At 66.8% G+C, this 26,560-nt stretch carries 26 protein-coding genes and 10 pseudogenes; 9 read left to right on the plus strand and 27 right to left on the minus strand.

Going from position 1 to position 26,560, the window contains the following annotated elements; genetic code table 11:
- Positions 1–42: 42 nt before the first annotated feature.
- The 4 genes and pseudogenes from H0I39_RS19920 to H0I39_RS19935 all read right to left on the minus strand — a co-directional run bounded on the left by H0I39_RS19920 (position 43) and on the right by H0I39_RS19935 (position 2,526).
- The gene (locus tag H0I39_RS19920; protein ID WP_180551535.1) at positions 43–474 is read right to left on the minus strand and encodes a GlcG/HbpS family heme-binding protein; all 432 of its coding nucleotides are present in this window, start codon (positions 472–474) and stop codon (positions 43–45) included.
- Between the two features lie 14 nt (positions 475–488).
- A pseudogene (locus tag H0I39_RS19925) lies at positions 489–1,413 on the minus strand (catechol 2,3-dioxygenase).
- Positions 1,404–1,661, minus strand: coding sequence for a 2Fe-2S iron-sulfur cluster-binding protein (locus H0I39_RS19930; protein ID WP_308645947.1), 258 nt, complete (start codon positions 1,659–1,661; stop codon positions 1,404–1,406). Before H0I39_RS19930 ends, H0I39_RS19925 begins: the two are co-directional and overlap by 10 nt.
- 268 nt (positions 1,662–1,929) lie before the next feature.
- Positions 1,930–2,526 carry a putative antibiotic biosynthesis monooxygenase gene (locus tag H0I39_RS19935; protein WP_180551534.1) on the minus strand — a complete coding sequence of 199 codons (597 nt, stop codon included), beginning with the start codon at positions 2,524–2,526 and terminating at the stop codon, positions 1,930–1,932.
- Between the two features lie 206 nt (positions 2,527–2,732).
- On the opposite strand from H0I39_RS19935, the pseudogene H0I39_RS24390 reads away from it, so the two are divergent.
- The 4 genes and pseudogenes from H0I39_RS24390 to H0I39_RS24405 form a co-directional block, all read left to right on the plus strand.
- Positions 2,733–2,810: pseudogene (locus H0I39_RS24390) on the plus strand (LysR family transcriptional regulator); the annotation flags it as partial.
- A 53-nt stretch (positions 2,811–2,863) separates the two neighbouring features.
- Entirely contained in the window at positions 2,864–2,998 is a 135-nt protein-coding gene (locus tag H0I39_RS24395) for a hypothetical protein (protein WP_373368364.1), read from the plus strand.
- A gap of 44 nt (positions 2,999–3,042) precedes the next feature.
- Positions 3,043–3,408: a LysR substrate-binding domain-containing protein gene (locus H0I39_RS24400; protein ID WP_373368363.1), complete on the plus strand. Its 366-nt coding sequence runs from the start codon at positions 3,043–3,045 to the stop codon at positions 3,406–3,408.
- A pseudogene (locus H0I39_RS24405) lies at positions 3,336–3,749 on the plus strand (LysR substrate-binding domain-containing protein); the annotation flags it as partial. The gene H0I39_RS24400 and the pseudogene H0I39_RS24405, both read left to right, overlap by 73 nt.
- On the opposite strand, the gene H0I39_RS19945 reads toward H0I39_RS24405, so the two are convergent.
- The 10 genes and pseudogenes from H0I39_RS19945 to H0I39_RS19985 form a co-directional block, all read right to left on the minus strand.
- Positions 3,665–4,267: a SphA family protein gene (locus H0I39_RS19945; protein ID WP_257646277.1), complete on the minus strand. Its 603-nt coding sequence runs from the start codon at positions 4,265–4,267 to the stop codon at positions 3,665–3,667. The pseudogene H0I39_RS24405 and the gene H0I39_RS19945 overlap by 85 nt on opposite strands.
- Positions 4,246–4,551 carry a hypothetical protein gene (locus tag H0I39_RS22850; RefSeq protein WP_257646278.1) on the minus strand — a complete coding sequence of 102 codons (306 nt, stop codon included), beginning with the start codon at positions 4,549–4,551 and terminating at the stop codon, positions 4,246–4,248. The genes H0I39_RS19945 and H0I39_RS22850 overlap by 22 nt, the downstream gene beginning before the upstream one ends.
- 32 nt (positions 4,552–4,583) lie before the next feature.
- Entirely contained in the window at positions 4,584–5,528 is a 945-nt protein-coding gene (locus H0I39_RS19950; protein WP_180551533.1) for a catechol 2,3-dioxygenase, read from the minus strand.
- 36 nt (positions 5,529–5,564) lie between these two features.
- A complete protein-coding gene (locus H0I39_RS19955) occupies positions 5,565–5,921 on the minus strand; it encodes a 2Fe-2S iron-sulfur cluster-binding protein (RefSeq protein ID WP_180551532.1) in 357 nt (118 codons plus the stop codon).
- 5 nt (positions 5,922–5,926) lie between these two features.
- A pseudogene (locus tag H0I39_RS19960) lies at positions 5,927–6,989 on the minus strand (NADH:ubiquinone reductase (Na(+)-transporting) subunit F).
- A 48-nt stretch (positions 6,990–7,037) separates the two neighbouring features.
- Complete coding sequence (locus H0I39_RS19965; RefSeq protein WP_024538558.1) at positions 7,038–7,394, minus strand: phenol hydroxylase subunit P4; 357 nt, start codon at positions 7,392–7,394, stop codon at positions 7,038–7,040.
- The gene (locus H0I39_RS19970; RefSeq protein WP_047350220.1) at positions 7,391–8,950 is read right to left on the minus strand and encodes an aromatic/alkene/methane monooxygenase hydroxylase/oxygenase subunit alpha; all 1,560 of its coding nucleotides are present in this window, start codon (positions 8,948–8,950) and stop codon (positions 7,391–7,393) included. The genes H0I39_RS19965 and H0I39_RS19970 overlap by 4 nt, the downstream gene beginning before the upstream one ends.
- Before the next feature lie 49 nt (positions 8,951–8,999).
- Entirely contained in the window at positions 9,000–9,281 is a 282-nt protein-coding gene (locus H0I39_RS19975) for an MmoB/DmpM family protein (protein ID WP_180551531.1), read from the minus strand.
- Positions 9,282–9,292: 11 nt separating this feature from the next.
- Positions 9,293–10,284, minus strand: a pseudogene (locus H0I39_RS19980) (ferritin family protein).
- Positions 10,285–10,321: 37 nt separating this feature from the next.
- Complete coding sequence (locus H0I39_RS19985; protein ID WP_047350239.1) at positions 10,322–10,540, minus strand: phenol hydroxylase subunit; 219 nt, start codon at positions 10,538–10,540, stop codon at positions 10,322–10,324.
- Between the two features lie 287 nt (positions 10,541–10,827).
- On the opposite strand from H0I39_RS19985, the pseudogene H0I39_RS24410 reads away from it, so the two are divergent.
- Together H0I39_RS24410 and H0I39_RS19995 are read left to right on the plus strand one after the other, a co-directional pair.
- Positions 10,828–12,525, plus strand: a pseudogene (locus H0I39_RS24410) (sigma 54-interacting transcriptional regulator).
- Between the two features lie 24 nt (positions 12,526–12,549).
- A complete protein-coding gene (locus H0I39_RS19995; protein ID WP_257645893.1) occupies positions 12,550–13,341 on the plus strand; it encodes a GntR family transcriptional regulator in 792 nt (263 codons plus the stop codon).
- A gap of 32 nt (positions 13,342–13,373) precedes the next feature.
- Here H0I39_RS19995 and H0I39_RS20000 read toward each other — a convergent pair whose 3' ends face one another.
- Positions 13,374–14,261 carry a M48 family metallopeptidase gene (locus H0I39_RS20000; RefSeq protein ID WP_180551899.1) on the minus strand — a complete coding sequence of 296 codons (888 nt, stop codon included), beginning with the start codon at positions 14,259–14,261 and terminating at the stop codon, positions 13,374–13,376.
- A gap of 132 nt (positions 14,262–14,393) precedes the next feature.
- Here H0I39_RS20000 and H0I39_RS20005 point away from each other — a divergent pair.
- Positions 14,394–15,062 (plus strand): annotated as a pseudogene (locus H0I39_RS20005) (MFS transporter); the annotation flags it as partial.
- 189 nt (positions 15,063–15,251) lie between these two features.
- Here the strand turns inward: H0I39_RS20005 and H0I39_RS20010 are convergent.
- The 6 genes and pseudogenes from H0I39_RS20010 to H0I39_RS20035 form a co-directional block, all read right to left on the minus strand.
- Positions 15,252–16,791: pseudogene (locus H0I39_RS20010) on the minus strand (transposase).
- Positions 16,792–16,945: 154 nt separating this feature from the next.
- Entirely contained in the window at positions 16,946–17,299 is a 354-nt protein-coding gene (locus H0I39_RS20015; RefSeq protein WP_180551900.1) for a hypothetical protein, read from the minus strand.
- 215 nt (positions 17,300–17,514) lie between these two features.
- The gene (locus H0I39_RS20020) at positions 17,515–18,123 is read right to left on the minus strand and encodes a tripartite tricarboxylate transporter substrate binding protein (protein WP_308645949.1); all 609 of its coding nucleotides are present in this window, start codon (positions 18,121–18,123) and stop codon (positions 17,515–17,517) included.
- Positions 18,015–18,467 carry a Bug family tripartite tricarboxylate transporter substrate binding protein gene (locus tag H0I39_RS20025; RefSeq protein ID WP_180551528.1) on the minus strand — a complete coding sequence of 151 codons (453 nt, stop codon included), beginning with the start codon at positions 18,465–18,467 and terminating at the stop codon, positions 18,015–18,017. The genes H0I39_RS20020 and H0I39_RS20025 overlap by 109 nt, the downstream gene beginning before the upstream one ends.
- A 20-nt stretch (positions 18,468–18,487) precedes the next feature.
- Positions 18,488–19,334 (minus strand): annotated as a pseudogene (locus H0I39_RS20030) (fumarylacetoacetate hydrolase family protein).
- Positions 19,335–19,376: 42 nt separating this feature from the next.
- Positions 19,377–19,946: an NADPH-dependent FMN reductase gene (locus H0I39_RS20035; RefSeq protein WP_180551902.1), complete on the minus strand. Its 570-nt coding sequence runs from the start codon at positions 19,944–19,946 to the stop codon at positions 19,377–19,379.
- 131 nt (positions 19,947–20,077) lie between these two features.
- On the opposite strand from H0I39_RS20035, the gene H0I39_RS20040 reads away from it, so the two are divergent.
- Positions 20,078–20,695 carry a VOC family protein gene (locus H0I39_RS20040; RefSeq protein ID WP_373368320.1) on the plus strand — a complete coding sequence of 206 codons (618 nt, stop codon included), beginning with the start codon at positions 20,078–20,080 and terminating at the stop codon, positions 20,693–20,695.
- Positions 20,696–20,915: 220 nt separating this feature from the next.
- Here H0I39_RS20040 and H0I39_RS20045 read toward each other — a convergent pair.
- The 6 genes and pseudogenes from H0I39_RS20045 to H0I39_RS20070 all read right to left on the minus strand — a co-directional run bounded on the left by H0I39_RS20045 (position 20,916) and on the right by H0I39_RS20070 (position 25,610).
- Positions 20,916–22,060: pseudogene (locus tag H0I39_RS20045) on the minus strand (transposase).
- Between the two features lie 69 nt (positions 22,061–22,129).
- Positions 22,130–22,456, minus strand: a complete 327-nt coding sequence (locus tag H0I39_RS24415; RefSeq protein WP_373368362.1) for a transposase zinc-binding domain-containing protein — start codon at positions 22,454–22,456, stop codon at positions 22,130–22,132.
- 722 nt (positions 22,457–23,178) lie between these two features.
- A complete protein-coding gene (locus tag H0I39_RS20050; RefSeq protein WP_308645950.1) occupies positions 23,179–23,781 on the minus strand; it encodes a tripartite tricarboxylate transporter substrate-binding protein in 603 nt (200 codons plus the stop codon).
- Positions 23,675–24,127 carry a Bug family tripartite tricarboxylate transporter substrate binding protein gene (locus H0I39_RS20060; protein WP_180551528.1) on the minus strand — a complete coding sequence of 151 codons (453 nt, stop codon included), beginning with the start codon at positions 24,125–24,127 and terminating at the stop codon, positions 23,675–23,677. The genes H0I39_RS20050 and H0I39_RS20060 overlap by 107 nt, the downstream gene beginning before the upstream one ends.
- A 20-nt stretch (positions 24,128–24,147) precedes the next feature.
- Positions 24,148–24,996 (minus strand): fumarylacetoacetate hydrolase family protein, encoded by an 849-nt coding sequence (locus tag H0I39_RS20065; RefSeq protein ID WP_180551905.1) that lies wholly within the window; start codon positions 24,994–24,996, stop codon positions 24,148–24,150.
- On the minus strand, positions 24,993–25,610 hold the full coding sequence (locus H0I39_RS20070; protein WP_180551906.1) for an NADPH-dependent FMN reductase: 618 nt from the start codon (positions 25,608–25,610) through the stop codon (positions 24,993–24,995). Before H0I39_RS20070 ends, H0I39_RS20065 begins: the two co-directional genes overlap by 4 nt.
- Before the next feature lie 131 nt (positions 25,611–25,741).
- On the opposite strand from H0I39_RS20070, the gene H0I39_RS20075 reads away from it, so the two are divergent.
- Entirely contained in the window at positions 25,742–26,359 is a 618-nt protein-coding gene (locus H0I39_RS20075; RefSeq protein ID WP_373368320.1) for a VOC family protein, read from the plus strand.
- Positions 26,360–26,560: the final 201 nt, after the last annotated feature.

Genomic DNA, 26,560 nt, shown 5'->3' on the forward strand with positions numbered 1-26,560 from the left:
ATGTTGAACAACGCTGCGGCTTGTCCGGGATGCCGGGCATCCTCAGCAATCCAGCCCCAGCGCGGCCAGCGCGGCGCGGGCACAGATTTCGTCCTGCTCGGCGCTGCCGCCGGACACGCCAATGCCGCCGATCAGCGCCCCGCCCTCACGCATGGGCAGGCCGCCGCCAAAAACCACGTTGCGCGGGCGCGTGGGCATGCCCAGGCGCAGCGCTTCGTCGCCCTGCAAAATGCCGGCCCACTGCGCCGTGGCAAAGCCAAAGCCGGCGCTGGTGTAGGCCTTGTCGATGGCAATGTCCACCGAATGCAAAAACGCCCCCGGCATGCGCAGAAAGGCCGCCAGCACGCCCGATGCGTCGGTCACGGCGACATTGATGCGGATGCCCAGCTCGCCCGCCTTGGCCACCGCTGCAACCACGGCCGCGTTGGCGGCCTCGGCAGTGATGGCGCGTTGTTCAACGCTGTGTTGTGCCATTGCCGCCTGCTCCTTTAGGTCACCACGCTCAGGAAAGCGTCGTTGAGCTTGCGGTCGTGATAGAAGATGCCGCGGCCCACGTTCTCCCAGCTCCAGGTGATGGGGTGCATGTCGGGGTAGTGGTCGTAGCCGCCGCAGAAGGTCTCCAGCCGGTTGCCGCTGGGGTCGAAGAAGTAGATCGTCGTGCCCTGCGTGACGCCGTGGCGCGTGGGGCCGATGTCGATCGAGACGCGGTTGATGCTCATGATGTCGGCCGCGCGCAGCACGCTCTCCCAGCTGGGCATCTGGAACGACACATGGTGCAGCTTGCCGTCCTCGGGGCTGCGCACGAAGGCGATGTCGTGCGCCTTGGCGCTGCAGGTGATCCAGATGGCCAGGTCGGTCTTGCCGTCTTCCAGCTTCACGCGCTCGACCAGGGTGAAGCCCAGTACTTCGGTGAACAGCTTGAGGTTGCCTTCGATGTCGCCGCCGTACAGCAGGCAGTGGTCCATGCGGATGGGGCGAATGCCAGGGCCGTCGAGCACGTCCACATCGGGGTCGAAGTAGCCGATGCCGTTGCCCACGTCGGTTTTCTCGGCGTACAGCTCGACGGTGTGGCCCGTGGGGATCTGGAAGCGCACGCGCTCGCCGGTCTCCAGCAGCTCACCGGCGGGGATGCGCTCGGTTTTCACGCCGAAGGCTTGCAGCTTTGTCGAAGTCTTCCAGCGTGGCCTTGTCCAGCACCTTGAAGGCAAACAGGTCGATACCCGCCTGGTCGGCCTGGCGCAGGATCACGCTGTTGTGATCGCGCTCGGCGCGGGTTTTGAAATAGGCGCGGCCCTGGCTGTCGCGGCCCATGGGCACCAGGCCCATGACCTCGGTGTACCACTTGACCGATTCCTCCAGATCCAGCACGCGGATTTGTGCGTGTCCTGGGCGCAAAACGCCGGTTAATGCCATGGTGGGTCTCCTTTGATGGGGTTCACGGGTGGGTTGACGGGGCGCCGCCAGCGGGCGGCAGACGTTCTTTTCATTGCACCCACGACCTGCAGACGCAGGTCGCTGGTCGGGTAGATGCGGCACGACAGTACGCAGCCAGCGGCTTCTTCCTCGGCACTGACATGCGCGCGGCTCATCACGCGGCGCGCGTACTGGCCTTCCAGGATGTGCACCTTGCACACGCCGCAGCCGCCCTGCCGGCAGCCCACGGGAATGCCTTTTTGCCCAACGCTTCCATGCCTTCCAGCACGGAGCGACCGCCGACGCAGCTGTACTGCTCGCCGGTGTCTTCGATGCTGACGACAAATTTCTGCATGGTGGTGTGTCGCTTACGCGGTGCCTTTAAAAACCAGCAATTGCGAGCCAGGAAGCAACGATAGAAAGACATTTCAATACCGTCCAATACCATTTTTGCCCACCCTCAATACCGTTTTGGCATTTATTAGGGTTTCCCTTGATTTTTGTGATAGGGCGATTTCAACGCTTGGCGTGCAGCCAGGAATGCAGCCAGCGCGTCAGGCGCGGCGCCACCACCCAGGTCATGATCAGCACGACCAGCACGGTAATGACCATCACGCGCGGCACCAGGTACCAGTCGGCCATCAGCGGCGCAATGGTCAGAAACAGCAGCAGCACGGTAGGAAAAATGCCCAGCCAGGTCACGGTGGCCACCTTCCAGCGCGGCGGCGCGGGGCGGGTGGTGCTGTTGGGGGCGGCAAACCAGTAGTCCAGGCCGGTAACCCGGTGCAGCTGCTGCTGCCCCACGGTGTGCGGCAGCACCTGGGCCAGCCAGTGCGCGCGCTCGGCGGAGTTTTGCCAGGCGGCCAGGTGGGCTTCGTTATCGAACGCAAAAACGACGTGGTAGAGCAGCGGCTCGGTGCTGCCGTCCGCAGCAAGCGATTCGCCCGGGGTGTCGCTGTCACCGGGTCGGATGACCTGGCCGCCCAGGTGCCCGGCAAACCCTTCGGCAGCGGCCAGCATGCCTTGGATGGCCACCTCAAACGCCGCCACCGACGCGGGCGCCACGCGGCGGGCAATCAGCACGGTGACCACACGGCGGGAAGCGTCGGACACTGCACCGCGGGCGGTCGCCGAAGGGGAAGTGTGGGAGGCGGGAGAGGCGGGTGAAGAAGCCGTCATTCGGTGTCCTTGAAAAGCTGCGCCACTCGGCAAGCAGGCCATGCCCGCGATGATGGGACGCCCTCCCGATACCTTCCAATACTGTTTTTTGCGGTATCCCATACCATTTCAGCATCTTTACAGCACGGACGGGAGCCCCCATGGATTTGCGTGACCTGCGCCACTTTCTTGCCGTGGCCGAAGAGGGCCACATTGGCCGTGCGGCGGCCCGCCTGCATTTGTCGCAGCCGCCGCTGACGCGCCACATCCAGGCGCTGGAAGAAAAATCGGCGTGCCGCTGTTTGTGCGCACCCCCAAAGGCATGCAGCTCACCGACGCCGGCCACACCTTGCTGCAGGAAACCCCCAACTGCTCGCGCTGGCACAGCAGGCGCTGGAGCGCACGCGACTGGCAGGCCAGGGCCTGATCGGGCAGCTGGATGTGGGGCTGTTCGGCTCGGGCGTGCTGGATGTGATCCCACGCATCCTGGCGCGCTTTCACGAGGAGCGCCCCGAAGTCAAAATTGTTTTGCATAACCTGACCAAAGACGCCCAGCTGCAGGCGCTGCGCGAGCGGCGCATCAGCGTGGGCTTTAACCGTCTGGTGCCGCAAGAGGCCGACATCAGCATCGAAACCGTTCTGCACGAGCCGCTGGTGGTGGCCCTGGCGGCCAGCCACCCGCTGGCGGTGCGCCCCTCGCTGCGCCTGTCCGACCTGGAGGGCATGCCGCTCATCCTCTACCCCAACGTGCCCCTGCGCGGTCTGGCACAGGAGGTGACGGACGCTTTCCGCGCCGAGGGCGTCCCCTGCGCGTCGAGCAGGAGGTGCAGGACGTAGTGACCGCCGTGGCGCTGGTGGCGGGCGGCTTTGGCTGCTGCATCACCACCCGCTCGGCCACCAGCTTGCGCCTGCCCGGCGTGACCTACCGGCCGCTGCGCTCGCGCCACCTGAGCGACATCGAGCTCAGCTGCCTGTACCGCAGCGATGACCCTTCCCCGTGCTGGGGGCATTTCTGGACGTGGTGCGCGCCTTTGCACAAGTGCGCGCCGCTGCGCCGGGGTAGCCGCCTGCGGCAGCGCTCACCGCTCACCGCTCAGAAGGCTTTTACGAGCGAGAAGCGCAGCAGAGAGCCCTTGGGCTGCGCGCCGGTGCCGGCCTCGGCGCTCAGCTCCTTGTAGAGCGCGCCCTTCAGGAACATGCCCGCGCCAGGCACGGGATAGACCACCTCGGCGCCCAGCGCGTGGCGCGATGCCTTGTGGGTGCTGGCGCCCGGCCCGCTGTCTTCGCTGGTCTGCCACTGGCTGTAGCCCACCAGCCCCGCCTGCCAGGCGCCGAAGGACTTGCCCAGGCCCCATTCCAGCGTGATCTGGTTGCCAGGGCGCATGCCCGCGCCGTTCTTGCCGTTGCGCTCGAAGCGCATCAGCCCCGAACCCGACCAGGTCTTGGCGCCGTCGAAGTAGTAGGTCAGGCCGCCCGTGAGCATGGTGCTCTTGAAGCCCTTGCCCGGGGAGGCGGGGTCGCTGGTGCTGGCGGTGTCGAACCACATGCCCGCGGCCGCCACGGCGTCCCACTGGGGGCCATGCCAGCCCAGCACCAGCGGCCCCAGATACACGTCGCCCACGCCCGAGCGGGTGTCGGAGATGCCCGCCGCGTTGATGGTGAGCGAAGTGCGCATCAGGGGCACGATGGCCTCCATGCCGTAGTCGGCGCCCAGCAGCTTGTGCTGCGTGACCCAGACGAAGCGGTTGGCAGCGCCGAGACGGTGCCGCGGTTGTGCCCCGGCAGGTTGCTCTTGGTGCCTGGCGCGCGGAAATCGTCGATGTCGTAGTTGAGGAGATAGCCCAGGTAGTAGAAGCCGGGCGGCGGCACGCTCGCCGCCTGCATCCCTCGACGCCGGGCACGTAGTGCCCTCGGCCTGAGCCAGCGGCGCGGCCAGACCGCCTGCCAGGGCAAGCGCGGCAATGACCCTGTGTTTTTCATGCTGTGTTCCTTGTGCATGGATGCGCGCCCGATCAGGTATAGACGTCCGTGAAGGACGGCACCAGGTCACCCGTGTGATAGAAGATCCCTCTGCCCATCTTGTCCTCGCTCCAGGTGGTCACTGGGCGGTCGGGCTGCGCCAGGTAGCCCAGTCCGGCAAAGGTTTCGTTGCGGTTGCCGCTGGGGTCGAAGAAATAAATGGTCTCGCCGCGCGTGATGCCGTGGCGCGTAGGGGCCACGTCGATCTTGACCTTCTTCTTGGCCATGACGTCGGCGGACTTGAGCACGTCGTGCCACGAATCCAGGAAAAACGCGATGTGGTGCAGGCCGCTGACAGGGCCGCCCACAAAGGCGATGTCGTGTGGCGTGGACGTGCGCGCCATCCAGGTGGCGGCCTGCATGTCGCCCTGGGGGCCCACCAGCACCTGCTCGGTCAAGAAAAAGTCCAGGCATTCCTTCATGAAACGCGTGTTGTCCTGCACGGTGTTGATGCCGGCCTCGGGGTTCATCTCGCACATCAGCAGCAGGTGGTCGAGCCAGTGCGCGCCCGCGCCCCGGACACCGTCGGGCCACGGGTCGGGATTGACAGTGCCCACATCGGTGCCCACGTATTCCTTCATGGCGTACAGGCGCATTTCGTGGCCGCTGGGCAGGTTGAACTGCAGCATGCGGCCGGTGGAGGGCAGCGTGCCTTCAGGCAGCAGCGTGGTCTTGATGCCCCAGGCCTCGATGCGTGCCTGCAGCGCGTCCAGATCCTCGTCTTTCTCCACCTTGTAGGCAACGTGGTTCAGGCCCGCCCGGTCGCTGGGGGTCAGGATGATGGAGTATTTGTCCCACTCGTCCCAGCATTTCAGGTAGACGTTGCCCGCACTGTCCTTCATGACGGTCTTGAGGCCCAGGACCTCTTCGTAGTGCTTGACGGCAGCAGCGATATCCATGACCCGCAGGCTCGCGTGGCCGATTCTCAGTACACCCATTTCATGTCTCCTCTTGGTTGATAAATCTTCAATGACTCAATTGGCTGGACGTTGCGCCACCGAGGCGGCACTGCCCAGAAACGGTTTGCGCAATCGGGCGGCCACTTCCAGGCACACCGCCTGGGTGGGCGCCACGCGGCAGGCCAGCGTGTAGCCGTTGGCTTCTTCTTCGGTGCTGACATGCGCACGGCTGACGGGTCCGAGCGACTGCACCGCACCCTCCACAATGCGCACCTTGCAGACCCCGCAGCCACCATTGACGCACCCGGCTGGAATGCCCTTGCGGCCCAGCCGCAACATGCCGGCGAGCAGACTTTCGTTGGTGGCGCAGTCAAAACAGTCGCCGGTCTGCGACACGCTGACACGCACTTGCTGGCAGGTGGTGGCACCCATGGCTCCTAGATGGTCCGGAACAACGGGCTGCGCGCCTGCTGCGCATCGGCTGCCGAGAGGAATTTCTCGGTGTAGATGTCGCGCTCGAAAAGGCGCCCCTGCATCAGCGTTCCGATGCACGCTTCGATCATGGGCGGCGGCCCGCAGAGGTATGCCTTGTGACCGGTGAAGCTGCCGCCAAAGTGCGCCCTGGCCGCTTCATGCACAAAGCCGCGCGCACCGTCCCAGCCATCGCTGTCGGCAGCTTCCGACAGCGCGGGCACGTAGGTGAAATGCGGGTGGCGCGCCGCCAGGGCGCGAAACTCGGCGTCGTAATAAAGCTCCTGCGCTGCGCTGGCCATAGACCAGCGTGATGGGCTGCGTGCAACCGCTGGCCAGCAGATCCAGAATCATGGCGCGCGGACTCGACAGGCCCGAGCCGCCGGCCATGAACACCATCGGCATGGCGGCCGAGCGGCGCACAAAAAGCGCCCATACGGCCCGGTCAGCTGCAACCGGTCGCCCACGTTGAGCGATTCGTGCAGCCAGGTGGTGCCCGCACCGCCGGGCACCCGGCGCACATTCAGCTCGATCTCGCTGCTCTGGCCGCCGGCTTGCGGGGCATTGGCAATCGAGAACGCACGGCCCCCTTCCACGCCGGGAATCTGCACCTGCACATACTGCCCCGCCTGGTAGCGGATGGGCTGGTTCAGACGCAAATGCAGCGCCTTGATGGTTGGCGTGAGCTGCTCGATGCGCGCCACCGTGGCTTCAAAGTCGCGCATGGGGATGATCTGTGCATCGGGCTCGTCGTCGATATCGGCCTCAATGGTGGCGTCCGACTGCAGCGTGGCGCAGCAGGCGAGGGTCTTGCCGTCGTCGCGCTCCATCTCCAGCAGCGCAAAGGGGTTGGCGGCACCGTGGTCCACCTCGCCGTCGGATACCTGCACCTTGCAGGTGCCGCACAGGCCGTGGCCGCAGGCGTGGGGAATGTAGATGCCCTGGCGCAGCGCGGCGGTCGAGCAGGGTCTGGCCCTCTTCGACGTCGATCGTTGCGCCCAAGGGCTCGATGGTCAGTTGGTAGGTCATGGCATGGACGCGGGGCCGGGGGTAGCCCCGGGCTTCACCGAATGGGACTTAGCTGCACGTACCCTGGATGCCGGTCAGGCCCGGGGTGCGAAAACGGATCGCGTCCTTGTGCTGAAGGCCATTGGCCTGCAGCGACTTGGCCGGATCGGGCGTCCACGGCTGGCCGGACTTGAACCACTCGACCTGGGACCAGTCGATCTTGGCAAAGTCGGGGTGCTCGCCGTACACGCCGGGCAGCACGCCCTGGGCCAGCGCGCCGAACGGGGTATCCGGCGGCAACGGCAGGCAGACCGGTGATGCAAACATCAGGTGATCCTCCCAGCCGATGTAGAGCAGCGGTGCGGGGAAGTTCTCGCGCCGGTCGCGGGCGGGAAAGTCGTAGGGTTTGACAGCAACGACGCTCATGCCTTGTCTCCTTGAACAGCATCACCACGCCAGGCGGCAAAGTTCTTCTGGTCTTCCGAGCCTTCAAAGTCGAGGTTGTCCCGGCCCACCTTCAGGTCGTAGTAGTCCATCACGGCAGCCATCGGGTCAAAGCCCTCCACCGTCGGGTCGGTGCCCTCGGGGAAGCAGTTGCCCTGGTAAATCTGGTGCACGGGCAGCCAGGCTTGCGAATATTTCTCGGGCTCGTCGTCAAAAATTTCTTTGCAACCGTCGCTGCAGAAGTGGTACTTGTCGCCGTGGTAGTCGGACTCGCGGTAGCAGATCTTGGTCGGATCGCCGGGCTCGGTAAAGAACATGGGGACCTGGCAGATGGTGCACAGCATGGGCAGCGTCTTGTTGTAAAAGCGCTTGCCCTGTTGCTGCTGCGCGTGGAAATGCTCGAAGCGCGGCCGGTAGTACTTGTCGAAGGTGTCGGGGTACTTTTCGCTCAGCCACTGCATCTCGTCTTCCTTGGGAATCCAGGTGTGGAAGGGCGCAGCAGCCGCATAGTTGTAGAAGGTATTCCAGGCCTGGTGGCTGATGTGGTCTTTGCCGGCGCACGCCTCCTTCCAGCCCTTGGGTTCGCGGATGCCATAGCGGGCCAGATCGCGGAACAGCGCGCCACCGTTTTCCTCGGCGTACATCTCCCAGGCCTCCTTCCAGCTCATCACGCGCTTGGGCAGCATGTAGTCCTGCATCATGGCCACGATGGTCAGCAGGCGGTAGCCGCGCCAGAGCCACTTGTCGATCCACTTCTGCACGATCGGCACGTTGGCCGGGTCCTGCTCGAGCATGAACTTGATGCACTCGATGCCCAGGGTCATGTGACGCGATTCGTCGGACTGGGCCGAGAAGCCAAACGTCACGGTGCTCATGTCGCCGTTGTGGGCGGCGCCGGACATGAAGGGCACGAACACCAGGTTGGTCAGCACGTACTCGAACGAGAAGCTCACGGCGGTGAGGAACTCGAACGGCCCTGCGGTGGAGGCGTCTTCAAAAAACGACTTGGGCACGGACAGGTACCACACACGGTCAAACATGTGGGGTGCCTGGTGCAGGCCATTGAAATACTTGTTGTAGTGCGACAGGGCGTGGGTTTCGGTCTGGCAGTGGCGCAGCTCGTCAATGGACTGCATCTGCGCGGCAACGCGGGCACCGGCACCGGTGAAGTGGCGGCCCACATGGGCAAAGCCGCGGTGCGCGAGGTACTCTATCGGGGTCACGGCCTGGAAGAAGATCTTGATCGCATTCACATAGCGCGCATCCGAAATACCCAGCTGGCCATTGTTCTGCGCAAAGGCCTCGATCACGGCATAGAGCTTCTTTTCCTTCTCGCCCTGGTATTTCCAGTAGGCGTCCATGGTCAGGCGAAACGGGTCTTCCCATTTATCCCAGTCGTGGATCTTGATGCCTTCGTATTTGTCGAACGGGAACACCTTGTCCATCGGTTGGTAGGTAGTGTCCCAGGCCAGATCGCGCGTCATGGCGATGTGGCGTTCTTTCAGGCCGAGCTTCTTTTTGGTAACGGGTGCGTCCATGGTGTTATCTCCTGGTGGTTGCGGCAATAAATCGGGGGTGGCGGCTGCTTTAGCGCAGCCAGCTCAACGACAACTCGTCGTCGTCTTCATTGATGTAGCCTGAGATCGTGACCAGATTGACGTGAATCTGTTGCAGGTCAAAACGCTGGCCGGTTTGCTCTTCGATGCTCTCGCGGCGCACTACCAAGCGGCCGGGGGCGTCGATCTTGACCAAACCGGGCGAATGCACGGCAGTGGCTTCGGGGTTGTCGGCCAAGATGGCATCGACAATCGGGCGCGATTCTTCGTTGTCTTGGAAGGCAATGAAAACTTTAGAAACGGGTTCGGTCATCACAAACTTTCTCAGAGGGTTAGACCGGCCTTGCGGGCGCGGGTGTTGAGGGTTTCGCGCACGGCCAGCAGGGCTTCGGCACCGGCAGCGCCCAAGGCCATCTCTGCCACCGGCGCCAGCGCGGCCTGCGCACTGTCGGCATAGGTCTTGAACCAGCCGGTAATCAGCGCGCGGTTGTCGTCCGATGCGGCGGCGGCCACTTTGATGACCGCGTCCACCCAGCGTGCGCTCTCGTCATGCCATTCGGGCATGAAGGCCGTGAGCATGGCCACCGCCGTACCGCCCTGCACCGCAAGGTGGTCGTCCACGAAATGCGTGTAGATCAGCGGGTACAGCAGACCGTCGAGCGCCAGGTTCTGCGCCACAAACAGCTCGAACGGGTCGTTGACGACCAGCGTGTCCTCCACCAGCTTGCGCAGTCCCTGCCAGCGCGGGTCCTGCAGCCAGTCGTTCTTGCCGGCTTCCAGTGCGCCGGGCTCCCCAGCGCCAGGCCCAGGCGGGTCAGGTACTGGGCCACGCCTAGCTGGTCCATGGCGTGCATCATGGCCGGGGCGGTAAAGGCCGTTCCATAGCCGCGTGCACACACCTGGCAATTGTTCATGTTGGCGCCCCAGGCCGCGTGGCGCAGCGGCATGAGCACCTCGCAGGCTGCGGCGCGCTGCGCGTCGGGAATCTTGTCGATCAGGCCGCGCGACTCGACAAACTGGTAGTTGGCCTCCATCGCCTCTTGCTGGCGCGCACGCGCCATGGTCCAGTTGGCGTAGTAATACTGGCGCGGGTCGCGCAGGGCATCCCAGTCAGCCAGTTTGACGGCCGTGCGGCCAGCATCAAACAGCTCGAATTCGGGCTCCCAGGTCGGGCGGTAATGGAAGTTCGCGGCGTTCTGAATGCCCAGCGTGGCTTCAAGGTAGCGCGACGCGGGCTTGTCGCCCGTGTAGGCCGCCACGCGGGCGAAGGTGTTGCGCAGCGGCTGAATTTCGCGCGCCTGCAAGTCGATGTTCATGGGGCTTATCTCCTGGTCGTGGTTGTTGGGGCAGGGCTCAGTCATCCAGGTGGCGCACGCGGTGCGCCGCGCAAAAGGCATCGAATGCCGGTTCAGGGAGCATCAGCTCCACCGACAGCTCGGGCCATCCGATCGAGAAAGCAAACTCGACAAAGCCGTTGTCGCGGCGGCCCAGCACGCGCACAAACCGCTGCGACAGATCGCAGACGGGTTGCGGGGTGGCAGATGCGTCGGTGGCAATGGCGGTGTGGGTCATGACGGTCTCCTTTTCGGTTTTGCGCCATCTGTTTTGCACGGGCCATGCCAATGCTGGCGTTTTGCGCGCAAATATCGATAAATCCAGGGTTAATCCCTAGCAAATCGCGTCAAAGAGGCCCGCCCGCAGGTTGGTAGCCGCCGGCTGCGGCACCCGCGGACAGCCCGGAGCCGCGATTGCTGCACAGCAGCATGATGTTTTGATGAGACCCAGGGGTCAGCCAGTTCATGAAATGATGAAAAACCTCCCCGGGTCGATCCCGATGGACGACCACCCGCTGTTTATCGATACTTTTTCATGCCAGCCACCACCCTGCCCCCTACCCGTCCGACGCCGACTTGCGCCGGCTGGTGCACTTCTCGCCCGTCGATGGGCGCATCTGGCTGGCTGATCAGCGCATGCTGCTGGTACATGCGGCGGCCTTTCAGGCGTTGCGGCGCGAGCTGGTGGCCAGCCTGGGGCCGGAGCACGCCCGCCGCTTGCTGATGCGTGCGGGCTACGCATCGGGCGAGCGCGATGCGCTGCTGGCGCGCCAGGTGCGGCCGGGCGCATCGCTGTTCGACGCCTTTGCCGTAGGGCCGCAGCTGCACATGCTGGAAGGCGCTGTGCGCGTGCAGCCGAAGGTGTTCGAGCTGGACGAGGCGGCAAGCCACTTTCACGGCATCTTTCAGTGGGATCACAGCTGGGAGGCCGAGGTGCACCAGCGCGCCTGGGGCCCGCAAGGTGCGCCCGTGTGCTGGATGCTGCTGGGCTATGCCTCGGGCTACACCAGCGCGTTCTTTCGCCGCCCGGCCCTTTTCAAGGAAGTGCAGTGCACTGCCTGCGGCCACCCGCACTGCCTGATCGAGGGCCGCTTTGAGCACGAATGGCCCGACGGCGAGCAACTGGCGCGCGACTACGACCCCGACTCCATGCTGGTGCGCCTGGGCGAGCTGCAGTCGCAGGCGGATGCGCTACGCACCCAGCTACAGCCCGCGGACGACCAGGGCCCGCTGCTGGGACGCTCGCGCGCCTTCAACGACACCGTGGAGCTGCTGCGCAGGCCGCGCCCACGCAGGTCACCGTGCTGCTGACCGGCGAGACCGGCGTGGGCAAAGAGCGGCGCGCGCGCTGCACGCCATGGGCCCGCGCGCGACAAGCCCTTCGTGGCCGTCAACTGCGCGGCGCTGCCCGCCGATTTGATCGAAAGCGAGCTCTTCGGCGCCGAAAAAGGCGCCTACACCGGCGCCACCGCCGCGCGCGTGGGCCGCTTCGAGCGCGCGCACGGCGGCACCTTGCTGCTGGACGAGCTGGGCGAGCTGCCGCTACCCGCGCAGGCCAAGCTGCTGCGCGTGCTGCAGCAGGGCGAAGTGGAGCGCCTGGGCGGCACGCAGCCGCGCAAGGTGGACGTGCGCGTGATTGCCGCCACCAACGTCGATCTGGAAAAAGCCGTGGAGGAAGGGCGCTTTCGGCGCGACCTGCTCTACCGCCTGAACGTCTATCCCATCCGCATACCGGCGCTGCGCGAGCGCGCGGACGACATCGAACTGCTGGCCATGCACCTGCTGCAGCGCTACGCCGCCCTGCACGGCAAGCGCCTGGCGGGCTTCACTGACCTGGCCATGACCGCCATGCGCCAGCACGCCTGGCCCGGCAACGTGCGCGAGCTGGAAAACCTGGTCGAGCGCGGCGTGATCCTGGCGCCCAACGACGACCTGGTGGACGCCGCCATGCTTTTCCCCGCCTCCGCCACGCCCGCGGCGCACACCGTGAACGCCGTCGGCGCGCTGGAGAGCGAGGCGCACTGCCAGCAAAGCGCCAGTCTGTACGACACCCTGCAAGCCAGCGGCCTGACGCTGGACGCGCTCGAAGACGCGCTGATCCGCGAGGCCGTGGCGCGCGCAGGCGGCAACCTGGCCGCGGCGGCGCGCGCGCTGGGCCTGACGCGCCCGCAGCTGAGCTACCGCCTGTCGCGCCTGCAAGAGCGGCCGCTGGCGGCTTCGTGAGGCGCACACCAGCCCCGCATTGCCATGGCCAAACGCAGCTTTCACCCTTTGATTGCGCTGGCTGGCGGCCACGCCGCCGCCGATGCCAGCCTGCACGGCGCACCCTCGCGCACGCTGATCGAGCAAACCTACGCCACGCTGCGCAGCGACATCGTCGAGGGCCGCCTTGCGCCCGGCAGCAAGCTGCGCATCGAGCACCTGCGCACCCAGTACGAGGTGGGCGCGGGCACGCTGCGCGAGGCGCTCACGCGGCTGGTGAGCGACGCGCTGGTGACCGTGGAGGGGCAGCGCGGCTTTCGCGTGGCGCCCATCGCGCTGCAAGAGCTGGAAGACATCACCACGCTGCGCGTGCACATCGAGACCGACGCGCTGCGCCAGTCCATTCGCGCCGGTGATGCACAGTGGCGCGAAGCGCTTGCCGAGGCCTATGCGGCCATCTCGGCCGAAGAGCAGCCCATCGCGCCGCACCGCCGCCGCCAGTGGGAGCTGCTGAACGTGCGCTTTCATGAGGCGCTGCTGGCGGGCCACACCTCGCCCTGGACGGTGCGGGTGTTGCGCCTGCTGTCGCGCCACAGCGAGCGCTACCGCTTCTGCGCCATGGGCCTGCCGGGTGGTGTGCGCGATGTGCACGCCGAGCACACCGAAATCTTCGCGCTGGCCATGTCAGGCCAGGACGCCCGCGCCGCGCTGGCGCTGGAGGCACACATCCGCGCCACGCCCGATTTGCTGATCCGCGCCCTGCGCGAAGGCCGCGCCTTTTGCCGGGCTGCGCACCGCCGCAGCTTCAAGCCAAATCAGCCACCAGCGCTTGACTGACAAGCGCCAACAGCTATCAATAAAGAAGCAAATCAACCACCCCGCGCCGCCTGGTACAGCCCCTGCACCTTGGGCACGTTGCCCTCCAGCTCGCGGATGCGGTCTGGCCCCGAGGGGTGGGTGGACAAGAACGCGACGCCGTTGTTGCCCGTGGCCGCGCCCATCTTGCGCCACAGGCTGACGGCGGCCTGCGGGTTGTAGGCGGCGCGGGCGGCCAGCTCCAGGCCGACCAGGTCGGCCTCGGTCTCGTCGGAGCGGCTGAACTTGAGCGTGAGCAGCTGCGTGCCCAGGTTGGCCGCCACGTTGCCCAGCTCGCCCAGGCCCAGCAGCTGCGCGCCCAGCGACAGGCCAATGCTGGTGGCCTGGCTTTTGGCCACGCGCGAGCGGGCGTGCTCGCGCAGCGCGTGGGCCATTTCGTGGCCCATGATCATGGCGGCCTCGTCGCCGGTCAGCGAGCTGGTCCAGGATGCCCGTGTAGAACGCAATCTTGCCGCCCGGCATGCAAAGGCGTTGATCTGGCGGCTAGCGATCAGGTTGATCTCCCAGCGCCACTGGGCCGCGCGGCTGTTCCACTGCGCGGCGTGGGGAATGAGGCGGCGGGCAATACCGCGCAGCGCCACCAGCTGCGGGTGGTTGTCCGGCGCCAGTGCGCGTTTGGCCTTGGCCTGCGCCAGCAGCTGGTTGTATTGCTGCACGGCGGATTCTTCCAGCGTCTCGGCGGGCACCAGCATGCGCATGCCCGATGCGCTGCCCACATCCACCTGCGCCGCCGCCGGCAGCGCCGCCGCCCCAGCCGCCGCCAGCACAAAGGCGCGGCGCGCCTGCCAGATTCCGCCGGACTGATCACCGCGCGCGACGCAGCACAGGCAGCCCGGCCAGGCGGACAACGAGGACAAGGGGTTGGGGGTGCGGATGGTCATGGGCGCGAGTCTAGGACAGACTGGCGCACCCCGCCAATGCTGGCCGGCGGGTGTCATGGCGTCCTGCGCGCTGCGCGCTGCGCGCTGCGGTGCGGATAATCCCGCGATTGCACCCATCCCCCGCCCTTGCCCATGCCTGCCGAAACCGCCACCAACGCTCCCCTGCTGCCGCTGCCCCCTCGCCGCTCCTGGCGCCAGGCCTGGCTTGTCTATCTGGAGCCCGCCAGCCTGCGCATGCTGGCCCTGGGCTTTGCGGCGGGGCTGCCGCTGTTGCTGGTGCTGGGCACGCTGTCTTTCAGGCTGCGCGAGGCGGGCATCGACCGCACCACCATCGGCTACCTGTCGTGGGTGGGGCTGGCCTATGCGTTCAAGTGGGTCTGGTCGCCGCTGGTGGACCGCCTGCCGCTGCCATTGCTCACACGCTGGCTGGGCCGGCGGCGCGGCTGGCTGCTGCTGGCGCAGGCGCTGGTGATGACCGGCCTGGTCGGCATGGCGCTGGCCGACCCGCGCGACGCCCTGGGGCCCATAGTGTGGTGCGCGCTGCTGGTGGCCTTTGGCTCTGCCACGCAGGACATTGCGCTGGACGCCTTCCGCATCGAATCCGCCGACGCCGACCACCAGGCCGCCCTGGCCGCCACCTACCAGACGGGCTACCGCCTGATCTGGGCCGGCGCGGGCGTGCTGTGGGTGGCCGCGCGCGCTGAAGTGGCCGGCCTGGCGGGCTACCAGGCCGGCGCCTGGACCACGGCCTACTTGGTGATGGCGGCATCCATGCTGCTGGGCGTGGTGACGGTACTGCTGTACGGATAGGAAATTCAACCGCATGAGGCCAAGTATGGCACGAGTTTTGGGCCTCGAAACACGTTCGGCCAAGGAAGGTTGAGCGCTCGCTTGCCGCTCAATGGCAAGAGCTTGGGAGGCAGTATGCATTTGGGCCTGGCGCGCGCGCAGCTGCTTCCCCGCAGCGATGGATACCGCCGCTTCACTGGGTCACCAATTGACGCGCTGGTCTACCTCGTCGGGTTGAGCTGCCAGATCCCAATCCGGCTCGCCTTGCGCACCATCATCCACCGGCGCGTCGCAGCCCTCCCACAGCGGTGGCCCGCGTGCCGGGGTGATGTGCGGGGGCAGACTCCACCCCGATGTGGTTCAGGATGTGGCGGATTTCGGCGCTGTGCGTGATGAAGGCAATGATGCGCATTTGCCCCCGCAGTTCGGACACAGCAGTGGGAAGACCTCGTAGATGCGGGCAATCAGCACCGCCCATAGGTAGTGCGCTGGGCGTTTGGGAGGTGCTGCAGGTTCTGGTGTGGGTGTGGCCGCGTTGCCCGGCGCCGCCACCCCAGGTACGCCCACGCCCGCGCCAGATTGTGCAGTCTCGACCGTGGCTGGTTGCGCCGCAGCAGGCTGAGCCAGCGCCGTTACCGCCGCTCTCAGCGGCGAGTTTGGTGCCAGCACACCAAAGTAGCGGTGCCGGTGGGTGCGTGGCGGTGGCACCAGCGCGGCAATGCGGTCGATGAGCTCCAGCGGTGTGAGGTGCAGCTCATCTGCCTTGGCACCACGCTTGTCACTGGTGGGCTCGCTGCGCTGTTTGGCACAGCGGTACACCAGTTTGCTTCCCTCTTTGCGTAGGCGCTCCATGGAAAACGGTGGACGCGCGCAATAAGCAGCCGCTCCAGCGCAGCGCGGTCGTGGGCTTCGATGCAGACACCGGCGTCCACCGAGAAGCCGCTGTGTTTGTAGCCCAGCATGTCTTTGGCGTCACAGTTCTCCAGCAGGCCCCGAGCAACGAAGGCGCGCAGGATGCGTTTTGCAGTGTGGTCTGCACTGGGGCCACGGTAGCCGCATCGATGCCGGTGGCCGCGTGAAAGATGACACCCGGCGATGAGATTCGAGGGTCGCATCAGCATCGCCCTCGCCCTCCACTTCCTCAAACACCCCGTCCACCACACAAACGTGGAAGTGGACGTGTTCATTGAGGCTGGAGCCGAATCGGTGAATGAAGGCGATGGCACCGATGTGCAGGCCTGCCTTGTCCATATGGGCCGCACCGGGGCTGTGGGTCTGCAGAGTTTGTGCGATCACCCGCAGAAAGATGCGCAGCACCATGCTCAGCACCGCTCCGTCGCGCTGCATGAAGTACCGAAGCCGCTTGGGAACCGACAGCACCCACTGGCGCACCGGCAGGCGGGGAGACGTGGTCGTTCAGGTGCGCTGCTGTCTCCACCATGCGCCGGGTGGTGCACGAGGGGCAGACTCCCGGCCTTTGCAGGAGAAGGCTACAAAGTAGTCGTGCCCACAGTCGCCGCAGCGAGCGCGGGCAAAGCCATGGGCAAAGATGCCGCACTCAAGATACTTGGCAAACGCTTTGCGCACGAAGGGCTTGGGGGTGTGGTGGTCGCCCTGGCCGTCGAACTGACCCGCGCTGGCGCTCTAGCCAGGTCTCGTAGTGCTCGGCTACCGTTTGGTAGAGCAGCGTGCGTTCGGGGTGGCGTGGGTTGTAGAGCTTGGGCTTGGAAGTGGCTGACATGAATACTGTACAAATGCAAGGGGTATCTATTTAGCTCCAGTAGCGCCGATGACGCAGTGTCGATGCGCCTGGCCGGGTGGCCGTGTAGGCCAGCTTGGATCCCTGGCGTGATCCGCCGCCCGGCCCTGCCGTGGTCGGCGGCGGCGTGCCGGGGTCAGCGGTAGCGACCGTCGTACGGATAGCGGTCGTACTGGTTCGCCACGCCGTCGCCGTCGTCGTCGAAGACCGGCGCGACGGCGACCGTGGGCGGCACGACGTCGGCATAGGGCGCGGGCCCCTGCGCCAGCGGAATGTGGCGGCCGGCCGGGTCCACCTGGTAGCGCGTGCCGTTGGCGTCGGTGTACACGGTGCCCACGGGGAAGGCGGGCCGGTCGGGCGGCGTCGGGTCGTACGGGACGCCGAAGATCTGCGACAGCGTCTTTCCCACGCCATCGATCAGGTCGGCGTGCGCGAAGCCGCCGAACGCCATCGCGCTGGCGGCGACGGCAGACAAGATGAACTTCTTCATGAGCTGCTCCTGCGGATCCATTTCCGCTCTGGATCCATTGCACTGCAGCGCGCCGGGTGCGCAGCCGGTGCATGCAGCGGCGACCTGTGCGCCGCTTCCTGCGCGGCCGTAGGTGATGCCGGCTGTGCGGCGGCCTTCGGCGCCGCGGCAAGCCCGAGCGAAACAAAAGGGCTCCCACGCGGGAGCCCTCAGCCTCGATCAGCGATCGCTGCCGGTTACAGGCCCAGCCGCTGGATCGTCGCTGCCTTCGCCCGGCTGTCCTCGCGCAGCTTGCGCCCGAACGCTTCGGCCGGCTGGTACTCGACGACCTGGCCGGCCTTGGCGGCCCAGTCCACGTAGCCGGGCGACTTCACCGCGCGTTCGCAGGCGGCTTGCAGCTTGTCCAGCACGGCGGTCGGCGTCTTGGCCGGCGCCAGCAGGCCGCCGAAGCTCAGCTGCACCACCGGCACGCCCGACTCGGTCAGCGTGGGCACGGCCGGGAAATGCGGATGGCGCTGGTCCGAGTACACCGCCAGCAGCCGCAGCGTGCCGGCCTGCACCTGCGCGCGCACCGAACTGGCCAGCACCGCGCCGAAGCCCAGGCGGCCGCCCAGCAGGTCCTGCATCATCGGGCCGTCGCCCTTGTAGGCGACGTGGTTCAGCTGCACCTTGGCCGCGGCCTCGATGTCGGCGGTGCCCAGATGGGGGATCGAGCCGATGCCAGAGGTGCCGTAGCTCACCGCACCCGGCTCCTTGCGTGCACCCACCAGCACGTCGGCGATCGTCTTGTACGGCGAGTTCGCCAGCACCGCGATCGCGAAGATGTTGTCGAAGACGTGGCACACGGGGAGAACGACTCCACGCCGTACTTGATCGTCTTGACGCGGTGCGGCTGGCTGGTGAGCGACACGGCGGGCGTGAACGCCAGCGCGTAGCCGTCGGCGCGCGCGCCGGCCACGAAGGCCAGGCCGATCGCGCCGGCCGCGCCGTCGCGGTTCATCACCGCCACCGGCGTGTTCAGCGCCTCGGAGAAGGCCTTGGCGAACGCGCGGGCGTTCTGGTCCAGGCCGCCGCCGGCGGCGAAGGGCACGGTCACCTCGATCGGCCCCTGCGGAAAGTCCGAAGCCGACACCGCCGATGCGCCCAGGCCCAGGACAGCGGCGGCGAGGATGCGAGTGGTCTTGTTCATCTTCCGGTCTCCTCGTTGGTTCAGTCTTCGTCGACGATGGGGTTGCGCAGCACGCCGATGCGATCGACCTCGATCTCCACGACGTCGCCGGCCTTCATCCACACCGGGGCTGGCGCCGCGCGCCCACGCCACCGGGGGTGCCGGTGACGACCACGTCGCCGGCCTGCAGCGGGGCGATGGCCGAGACGTAGGCGATCTGCCGGGCGATGCTGTGGATCATCATCTCGGTGGTGGCGCGCTGCATCTCCTGGCCGTTGAGGCGGGTGACGAGCGTCATGCTGGTGCCGAAGGGGATCTCGTCGGCGGTGACCATCCAGGGGCCGAAGCCGCCGGTGCGCCAGAAGTTCTTGCCGGGCACCCACTGGTGTGGCGCTGCCAGTCGCGCACGCTGCCGTCGTTGTAGCAGGCGTAGCCGGCGATGTGGCGGGCCACGTCGGCCTCGGCGATGCGGCGGCCGCCCTTGCCGATGATCACGGCGATCTCGGCTTCGTAGTCCAGCTGGGTGGATTCGCGGGGCCGCACGATGGCCTGGCCGTGGCCCACCTGGGAGTCGGCCACGCGCAGGAAGAAGGTGGGCTGCTCGGTGACCTCGCGGTTGGTCTCCTGCACGTGCTCGTGGTAGTTCAGGCCGCAGCACCAGATCTTGCCGGGCTCGGGGATGACGGGCAGCAGGGTGACCGACTCCAGGGCGAAGTCGGGCTTGCGCTGCGCCACCGCGGCGCGCGCTTCGGCCAGCGCATCGCCGGCCAGCAGCGCCCGCAGGTCCGCGTACTTGCCGTCCAGGGCGGCGCCCAGGTCGACGACGCCGCCTTCGACGACGGCCCCGAATCCGGGGCGATCGCCCCGCGTGAAACTGATCAATTTCATGGAGTGCTTCCTTGGTGACTACGGGTTGGGACGCCTTGCGCGTCAGGGCGTCGGCGCGCGCAGGGGCGCCGCGGCCCAGCGTGCGAGCTCCTTGAGCATCGCGGCGGCGGACTCGCCGTGCAGCGCCGCCGGCTGGAACTTGCCTTCGGCGTCCACGAGCGTGCCGACGTTCTGGACGGCCACGGCTTCCAGCAGCGGCACGATCTTCTGGGTGGTCATCAACTGCTTGGCGACCTGCACCGCGCGGATGCCGCCGGACATGCCGCCGTAGCTGACGAATGCCGCCGGCTTGTAGGCCCACTCGGCGCTCAGGTAGCTCAGCGCGTTCAGCAGCGAGGCGGGCGGGCCGAAGTTGTACTCGGGCAGCACGAAGACGTAGGCATCCGCGGCCGCCGTGAGCTTGCTCCAGCGCAGGGTGTGCGCGTGGCTGTACTTGCCCGTGCGCGGATGCTCCGGCTCGTCCAGCAGGGGCAGGGCCAGTTCCTTGAGATCGCAGGCGACGACTTCGAATTCGCCTTGCGCGCGGGCCACTTGCTCGAACCAGGCGGCCACGGCGGGGCCGACGCGCCGGGGGCGCGTGCTGCAGGTGATGACGTTCAGGATGGGTTGCATGCGGTGGGGGCGGAGCGCCCCGCTTCGGATTCAGGTCGCGGCGATCATAGCGACAAAAAGGAAAAATATATCTCTAAAGCAAAAATATCGATATTTAACCGCGAAGCGCAGAATCCGCCGGCGCACCGCGCATGGCCATCGGGTGCCTGCGCCGGGGCCCTGATTCCATGGAGACTCTTGTGACGCGTCCCGGCTTTTCCTTCAGCCACTTCGGCATGTTCGTGCACGACATCGCCGCCCTCGAGGCCTTCTACACGGAGCTGCTGGCGTTCACCGTCACGGACCGCGGCCAGTTGCCGGGGCCGAATGGCCCGCGCGACCTGGTGTTCCTCAGCCGCGATCCCGACGAACACCACCAGCTCGTGCTGATCTCCGGCCGTCCGAAGGAGCTGGACTTCAACCCGATCAACCAGATCTCGCTGAAGGCCGACAGCCTGGACACGCTGTGCCGCATGTACCGCACCCTCCAGGCCCGTGGCGCAGGCGAAGTCAGGCCCATCACCCACGGCAACGCGGTGTCCATCTATGTCCCGGATCCCGAGGGCAACCGGCTCGAGCTGTACTTCGACCTGCCCTGGTATGTCTCGCAACCCATGGCCGTGCCGATCGACCTGGACGACGAGGCCACGCTGCTGCAGCGCCTGGAGGCGCACGCGCGCGGCCTGCCCGGTTTCCGCCCGCGCGCGCAATGGCGTGCGGAGATGGCCCGGCGCATGGGATGGACCTCGCAGGAGGGCGCGGCGGGATAGCATCCGGTTCTTCGCCATGCACAAAGCCATCCCACGGATAGGAAATTCAACCGCATGAGGCCAAGTATGGCACGAGTTTTGGGCCTCGAAACACGTTCGGCCAAGGAAGGTTGAGCGCTCGCTTGCCGCTCAATGGCAAGAGCTTGGGAGGCAGTATGCATTTGGGCCTGGCGCGCGCGCAGCTGCTTCCCGCAGCGATGGATACCGCCGCTTCACTGGGTCACCAATTGACGCGCTGGTCTACCTCGTCGGGTTGAGCTGCCAGATCCCAATCCGGCTCGCCTTGCGCACCATCATCCACCGGCGCGTCGCAGCCCTCCCACAGCGGTGGCCCGCGTGCCGGGGTTATGTGCGGTGGCTGCGAGTCCACCCCGATGTGGTTCAGGATGTGGCGGATTTCGGCGCTGTGGGTGATGAAGGCAATGATGCGCATCTGCCCACCGCACATGGGGCACAGCAGCGGAAATGCCTCGTAGATGCGGGCAATCAGCACCGCCCACAAGTAATGCGCCGCTCGCTTCGGGCGTGCTTCAGGTTCGGGTGTGGGTGTGGCCGCGTTGCCCGGCGCCGCCACCCCAGGTACGCCCGCGCCAGGTTGTGCAGTCTCCACCGTGGCTGGTTGCGACGCAGCAGGCTGAGCCAGCGTTACCGCCGCTCTCAGCGGCGAGTTTGGTGCCAGCACACCAAAGTAGCGGTGCCGGTGGGTGCGTGGCGGTGGCACCAGCGCGGCAATGCGGTCGATGAGCTCCAGCGGTGTGAGGTGCAGCTCATCTGCCTTGGCACCACGCTTGTCACTGGTGGGCTCGCTGCGCTGTTTGGCACAGCGGTACACCAGTTTGCTTCCCTCTTTGCGTAGGCGCTCCATGGAAAACGGTGGACGCGCGCAATAGCGCAGCAGCCGCTCCAGCGCAGCGCGGTCGTGGGCTTCGATGCAGACACCGGCGTCCACCGAGAAGCCGCTGTGTTTGTAGCCCAGCATGTCTTTGGCGTCACAGTTCTCCAGCAGGCCCCGAGCAACGAAGGCGCGCAGGATGCGTTTTGCAGTGTGGTCTGCACTGGGGCCACGGTAGCCGCATCGATGCCGGTGGCCGCGTGAAAGATGACACCCGGCGATGAGATTCGAGGGGTCGCATCAGCATCGCCCTCGCCCTCCACTTCCTCAAACACCCCGTCCACCACACAAACGTGGAAGTGGACGTGTTCATTGAGGCTGGAGCCGAATCGGTGAATGAAGGCGATGGCACCGATGTGCAGGCCTGCCTTGTCCATATGGGCCGCACCGGGGCTGTGGGTCTGCAGAGTTTGTGCGATCACCCGCAGAAAGATGCGCAGCACCATGCTCAGCACCGCTCCGTCGCGCTGCATGAAGTACCGAAGCCGCTTGGGAACCGACAGCACCCACTGGCGCACCGGCAGGCGGGGAGACGTGGTCGTTCAGGTGCGCTGCTGTCTCCACCATGCGCCGGGTGGTGCACGAGGGGCAGACTCCCGGCCTTTGCAGGAGAAGGCTACAAAGTAGTCGTGCCCACAGTCGCCGCAGCGAGCGCGGGCAAAGCCATGGGCAAAGATGCCGCACTCAAGATACTTGGCAAACGCTTTGCGCACGAAGGGCTTGGGGGTGTGGTGGTCGCCCTGGCCGTCGAACTGACCCGCGCTGGCCAACTCTAGCCAGGTCTCGTAGTGCTCGGCTACCGTTTGGTAGAGCAGCGTGCGTTCGGGGTGGCGTGGGTTGTAGAGCTTGGGCTTGGAAGTGGCTGACATGAATACTGTACAAATGCAAGGGGTATCTATTTAGCTCCAGTAGCGCCGATGACGCAGTGTCGATGCGCCTGGCCGGGTGGCCGTGTAGGCCAGCGGATCCCTGGCGTGATCCGCCGCCCGGCCCTGCCGTGGTCGGCGGCGGCGTGCCGGGGTCAGCGGTAGCGACCGTCGTACGGATAGCGGTCGTACTGGTTCGCCACGCCGTCGCCGTCGTCGTCGAAGACCGGCGCGACGGCGACCGTGGGCGGCACGACGACGTCGGCATAGGGCGCGGCCCCTGCGCCAGCGGAATGTGGCGGCCGGCCGGGTCCACCTGGTAGCGCGTGCCGTTGGCGTCGGTGTACACGGTGCCCACGGGGAAGGCGGGCCGGTCGGGCGGCGTCGGGTCGTACGGGACGCCGAAGATCTGCGACAGCGTCTTTCCCACGCCATCGATCAGGTCGGCGTGCGCGAAGCCGCCGAACGCCATCGCGCTGGCGGCGACGGCAGACAAGATGAACTTCTTCATGAGCTGCTCCTGCGGATCCATTTCCGCTCTGGATCCATTGCACTGCAGCGCGCCGGGTGCGCAGCCGGTGCATGCAGCGGCGACCTGTGCGCCGCTTCCTGCGCGGCCGTAGGTGATGCCGGCTGTGCGGCGGCCTTCGGCGCCGCGGCAAGCCCGAGCGAAACAAAGGGCTCCCACGCGGGAGCCCTCAGCCTCGATCAGCGATCGCTGCCGGTTACAGGCCCAGCCGCTGGATCGTCGCTGCCTTCGCCCGGCTGTCCTCGCGCAGCTTGCGCCCGAACGCTTCGGCCGGCTGGTACTCGACGACCTGGCCGGCCTTGGCGGCCCAGTCCACGTAGCCGGGCGACTTCACCGCGCGTTCGCAGGCGGCTTGCAGCTTGTCCAGCACGGCGGTCGGCGTCTTGGGCGCCAGCAGGCCGCCGAAGCTCAGCTGCACCACCGGCACGCCCGACTCGGTCAGCGTGGGCACGGCCGGGAAATGCGGATGGCGCTGGTCCGAGTACACCGCCAGCAGCCGCAGCGTGCCGGCCTGCACCTGCGCGCGCACCGAACTGGCCAGCACCGCGCCGAAGCCCAGGCGGCCGCCCAGCAGGTCCTGCATCATCGGGCCGTCGCCCTTGTAGGCGACGTGGTTCAGCTGCACCTTGGCCGCGGCCTCGATGTCGGCGGTGCCCAGATGGGGATCGAGCCGATGCCAGAGGTGCCGTAGCTCACCGCACCCGGCTCCTTGCGTGCACCCACCAGCACGTCGGCGATCGTCTTGTACGGCGAGTTCGCCAGCACCGCGATCGCGAAGATGTTGTCGAAGACGTGGCACACGGGGAGAACGACTCCACGCCGTACTTGATCGTCTTGACGCGGTGCGGCTGGCTGGTGAGCGACACGGCGGGCGTGAACGCCAGCGCGTAGCCGTCGGCGCGCGCGCCGGCCACGAAGGCCAGGCCGATCGCGCCGGCCGCGCCGTCGCGGTTCATCACCGCCACCGGCGTGTTCAGCGCCTCGGAGAAGGCCTTGGCGAACGCGCGGGCGTTCTGGTCCAGGCCGCCGCCGGCGGCGAAGGGCACGGTCACCTCGATCGGCCCCTGCGGAAAGTCCGAAGCCGACACCGCCGATGCGCCCAGGCCCAGGACAGCGGCGGCGAGGATGCGAGTGGTCTTGTTCATCTTCCGGTCTCCTCGTTGGTTCAGTCTTCGTCGACGATGGGGTTGCGCAGCACGCCGATGCGATCGACCTCGATCTCCACGACGTCGCCGGCCTTCATCCACACCGGGGCTGGCGCCGCGCGCCACGCCACCGGGGTGCCGGTGACGACCACGTCGCCGGCCTGCAGCGGGGCGATGGCCGAGACGTAGGCGATCTGCCGGGCGATGCTGTGGATCATCATCTCGGTGGTGGCGCGCTGCATCTCCTGGCCGTTGAGGCGGGTGACGAGCGTCATGCTGGTGCCGAAGGGGATCTCGTCGGCGGTGACCATCCAGGGGCCGAAGCCGCCGGTGCGCCAGAAGTTCTTGCCGGGCACCCACTGGGAGGTGTGGCGCTGCCAGTCGCGCACGCTGCCGTCGTTGTAGCAGGCGTAGCCGGCGATGTGGCGGGCCACGTCGGCCTCGGCGATGCGGCGGCCGCCCTTGCCGATGATCACGGCGATCTCGGCTTCGTAGTCCAGCTGGGTGGATTCGCGGGGCCGCACGATGGCCTGGCCGTGGCCCACCTGGGAGTCGGCCACGCGCAGGAAGAAGGTGGGCTGCTCGGTGACCTCGCGGTTGGTCTCCTGCACGTGCTCGTGGTAGTTCAGGCCGCAGCACCAGATCTTGCCGGGCTCGGGGATGACGGGCAGCAGGGTGACCGACTCCAGGGCGAAGTCGGGCTTGCGCTGCGCCACCGCGGCGCGCGCTTCGGCCAGCGCATCGCCGGCCAGCAGCGCCCGCAGGTCCGCGTACTTGCCGTCCAGGGCGGCGCCCAGGTCGACGACGCCGCCTTCGACGACGGCCCCGAATCCGGGGCGATCGCCCCGCGTGAAACTGATCAATTTCATGGAGTGCTTCCTTGGTGACTACGGGTTGGGACGCCTTGCGCGTCAGGGCGTCGGCGCGCGCAGGGGCGCAGGGCCGCGGCCCAGCGTGCGAGCTCCTTGAGCATCGCGGCGGCGGACTCGCCGTGCAGCGCCGCCGGCTGGAACTTGCCTTCGGCGTCCACGAGCGTGCCGACGTTCTGGACGGCCACGGCTTCCAGCAGCGGCACGATCTTCTGGGTGGTCATCAACTGCTTGGCGACCTGCACCGCGCGGATGCCGCCGGACATGCCGCCGTAGCTGACGAATGCCGCCGGCTTGTAGGCCCACTCGGCGCTCAGGTAGCTCAGCGCGTTCAGCAGCGAGGCGGGCGGGCCGAAGTTGTACTCGGGCAGCACGAAGACGTAGGCATCCGCGGCCGCCGTGAGCTTGCTCCAGCGCAGGGTGTGCGCGTGGCTGTACTTGCCCGTGCGCGGATGCTCCGGCTCGTCCAGCAGGGGCAGGGCCAGTTCCTTGAGATCGCAGGCGACGACTTCGAATTCGCCTTGCGCGCGGGCCACTTGCCGAACCAGGCGGCCACGGCGGGCCGACGCGCCGGGGCGCGTGCTGCAGGTGATGACGTTCAGGATGGGTTGCATGCGGTGGGGGCGGAGCGCCCCGCTTCGGATTCAGGTCGCGGCGATCATAGCGACAAAAGGAAAAATATATCTCTAAAGCAAAAATATCGATATTTAACCGCGAAGCGCAAGAATCCGCCGGCGCACCGCGCATGGCCATCGGGTGCCTGCGCCGGGGCCCTGATTCCATGGAGACTCTTGTGACGCGTCCCGGCTTTTCCTTCAGCCACTTCGGCATGTTCGTGCACGACATCGCCGCCCTCGAGGCCTTCTACACGGAGCTGCTGGCGTTCACCGTCACGGACCGCGGCCAGTTGCCGGGGCCGAATGGCCCGCGCGACCTGGTGTTCCTCAGCCGCGATCCCGACGAACACCACCAGCTCGTGCTGATCTCCGGCCGTCCGAAGGAGCTGGACTTCAACCCGATCAACCAGATCTCGCTGAAGGCCGACAGCCTGGACACGCTGTGCCGCATGTACCGCACCCTCCAGGCCCGTGGCGCAGGCGAAGTCAGGCCCATCACCCACGGCAACGCGGTGTCCATCTATGTCCCGGATCCCGAGGGCAACCGGCTCGAGCTGTACTTCGACCTGCCCTGGTATGTCTCGCAACCCATGGCCGTGCCGATCGACCTGGACGACGAGGCCACGCTGCTGCAGCGCCTGGAGGCGCACGCGCGCGGCCTGCCCGGTTTCCGCCCGCGCGCGCAATGGCGTGCGGAGATGGCCCGGCGCATGGGATGGACCTCGCAGGAGGGCGCGGCGGGATAGCATCCGGTTCTTCGCCATGCACAAAGCCATCCCACGGATAGGAAATTCAACCGCATGAGGCCAAGTATGGCACGAGTTTTGGGCCTCGAAACACGTTCGGCCAAGGAAGGTTGAGCGCTCGCTTGCCGCTCAATGGCAAGAGCTTGGGAGGCAGTATGCATTTGGGCCTGGCGCGCGCAGCTGCTTCCCCGCAGCGATGGA

Source organism: Ottowia beijingensis (genome assembly GCF_013423955.1).
In the GTDB taxonomy this organism is placed as follows: Bacteria; Pseudomonadota; Gammaproteobacteria; order Burkholderiales; family Burkholderiaceae_C; genus Ottowia; species Ottowia beijingensis.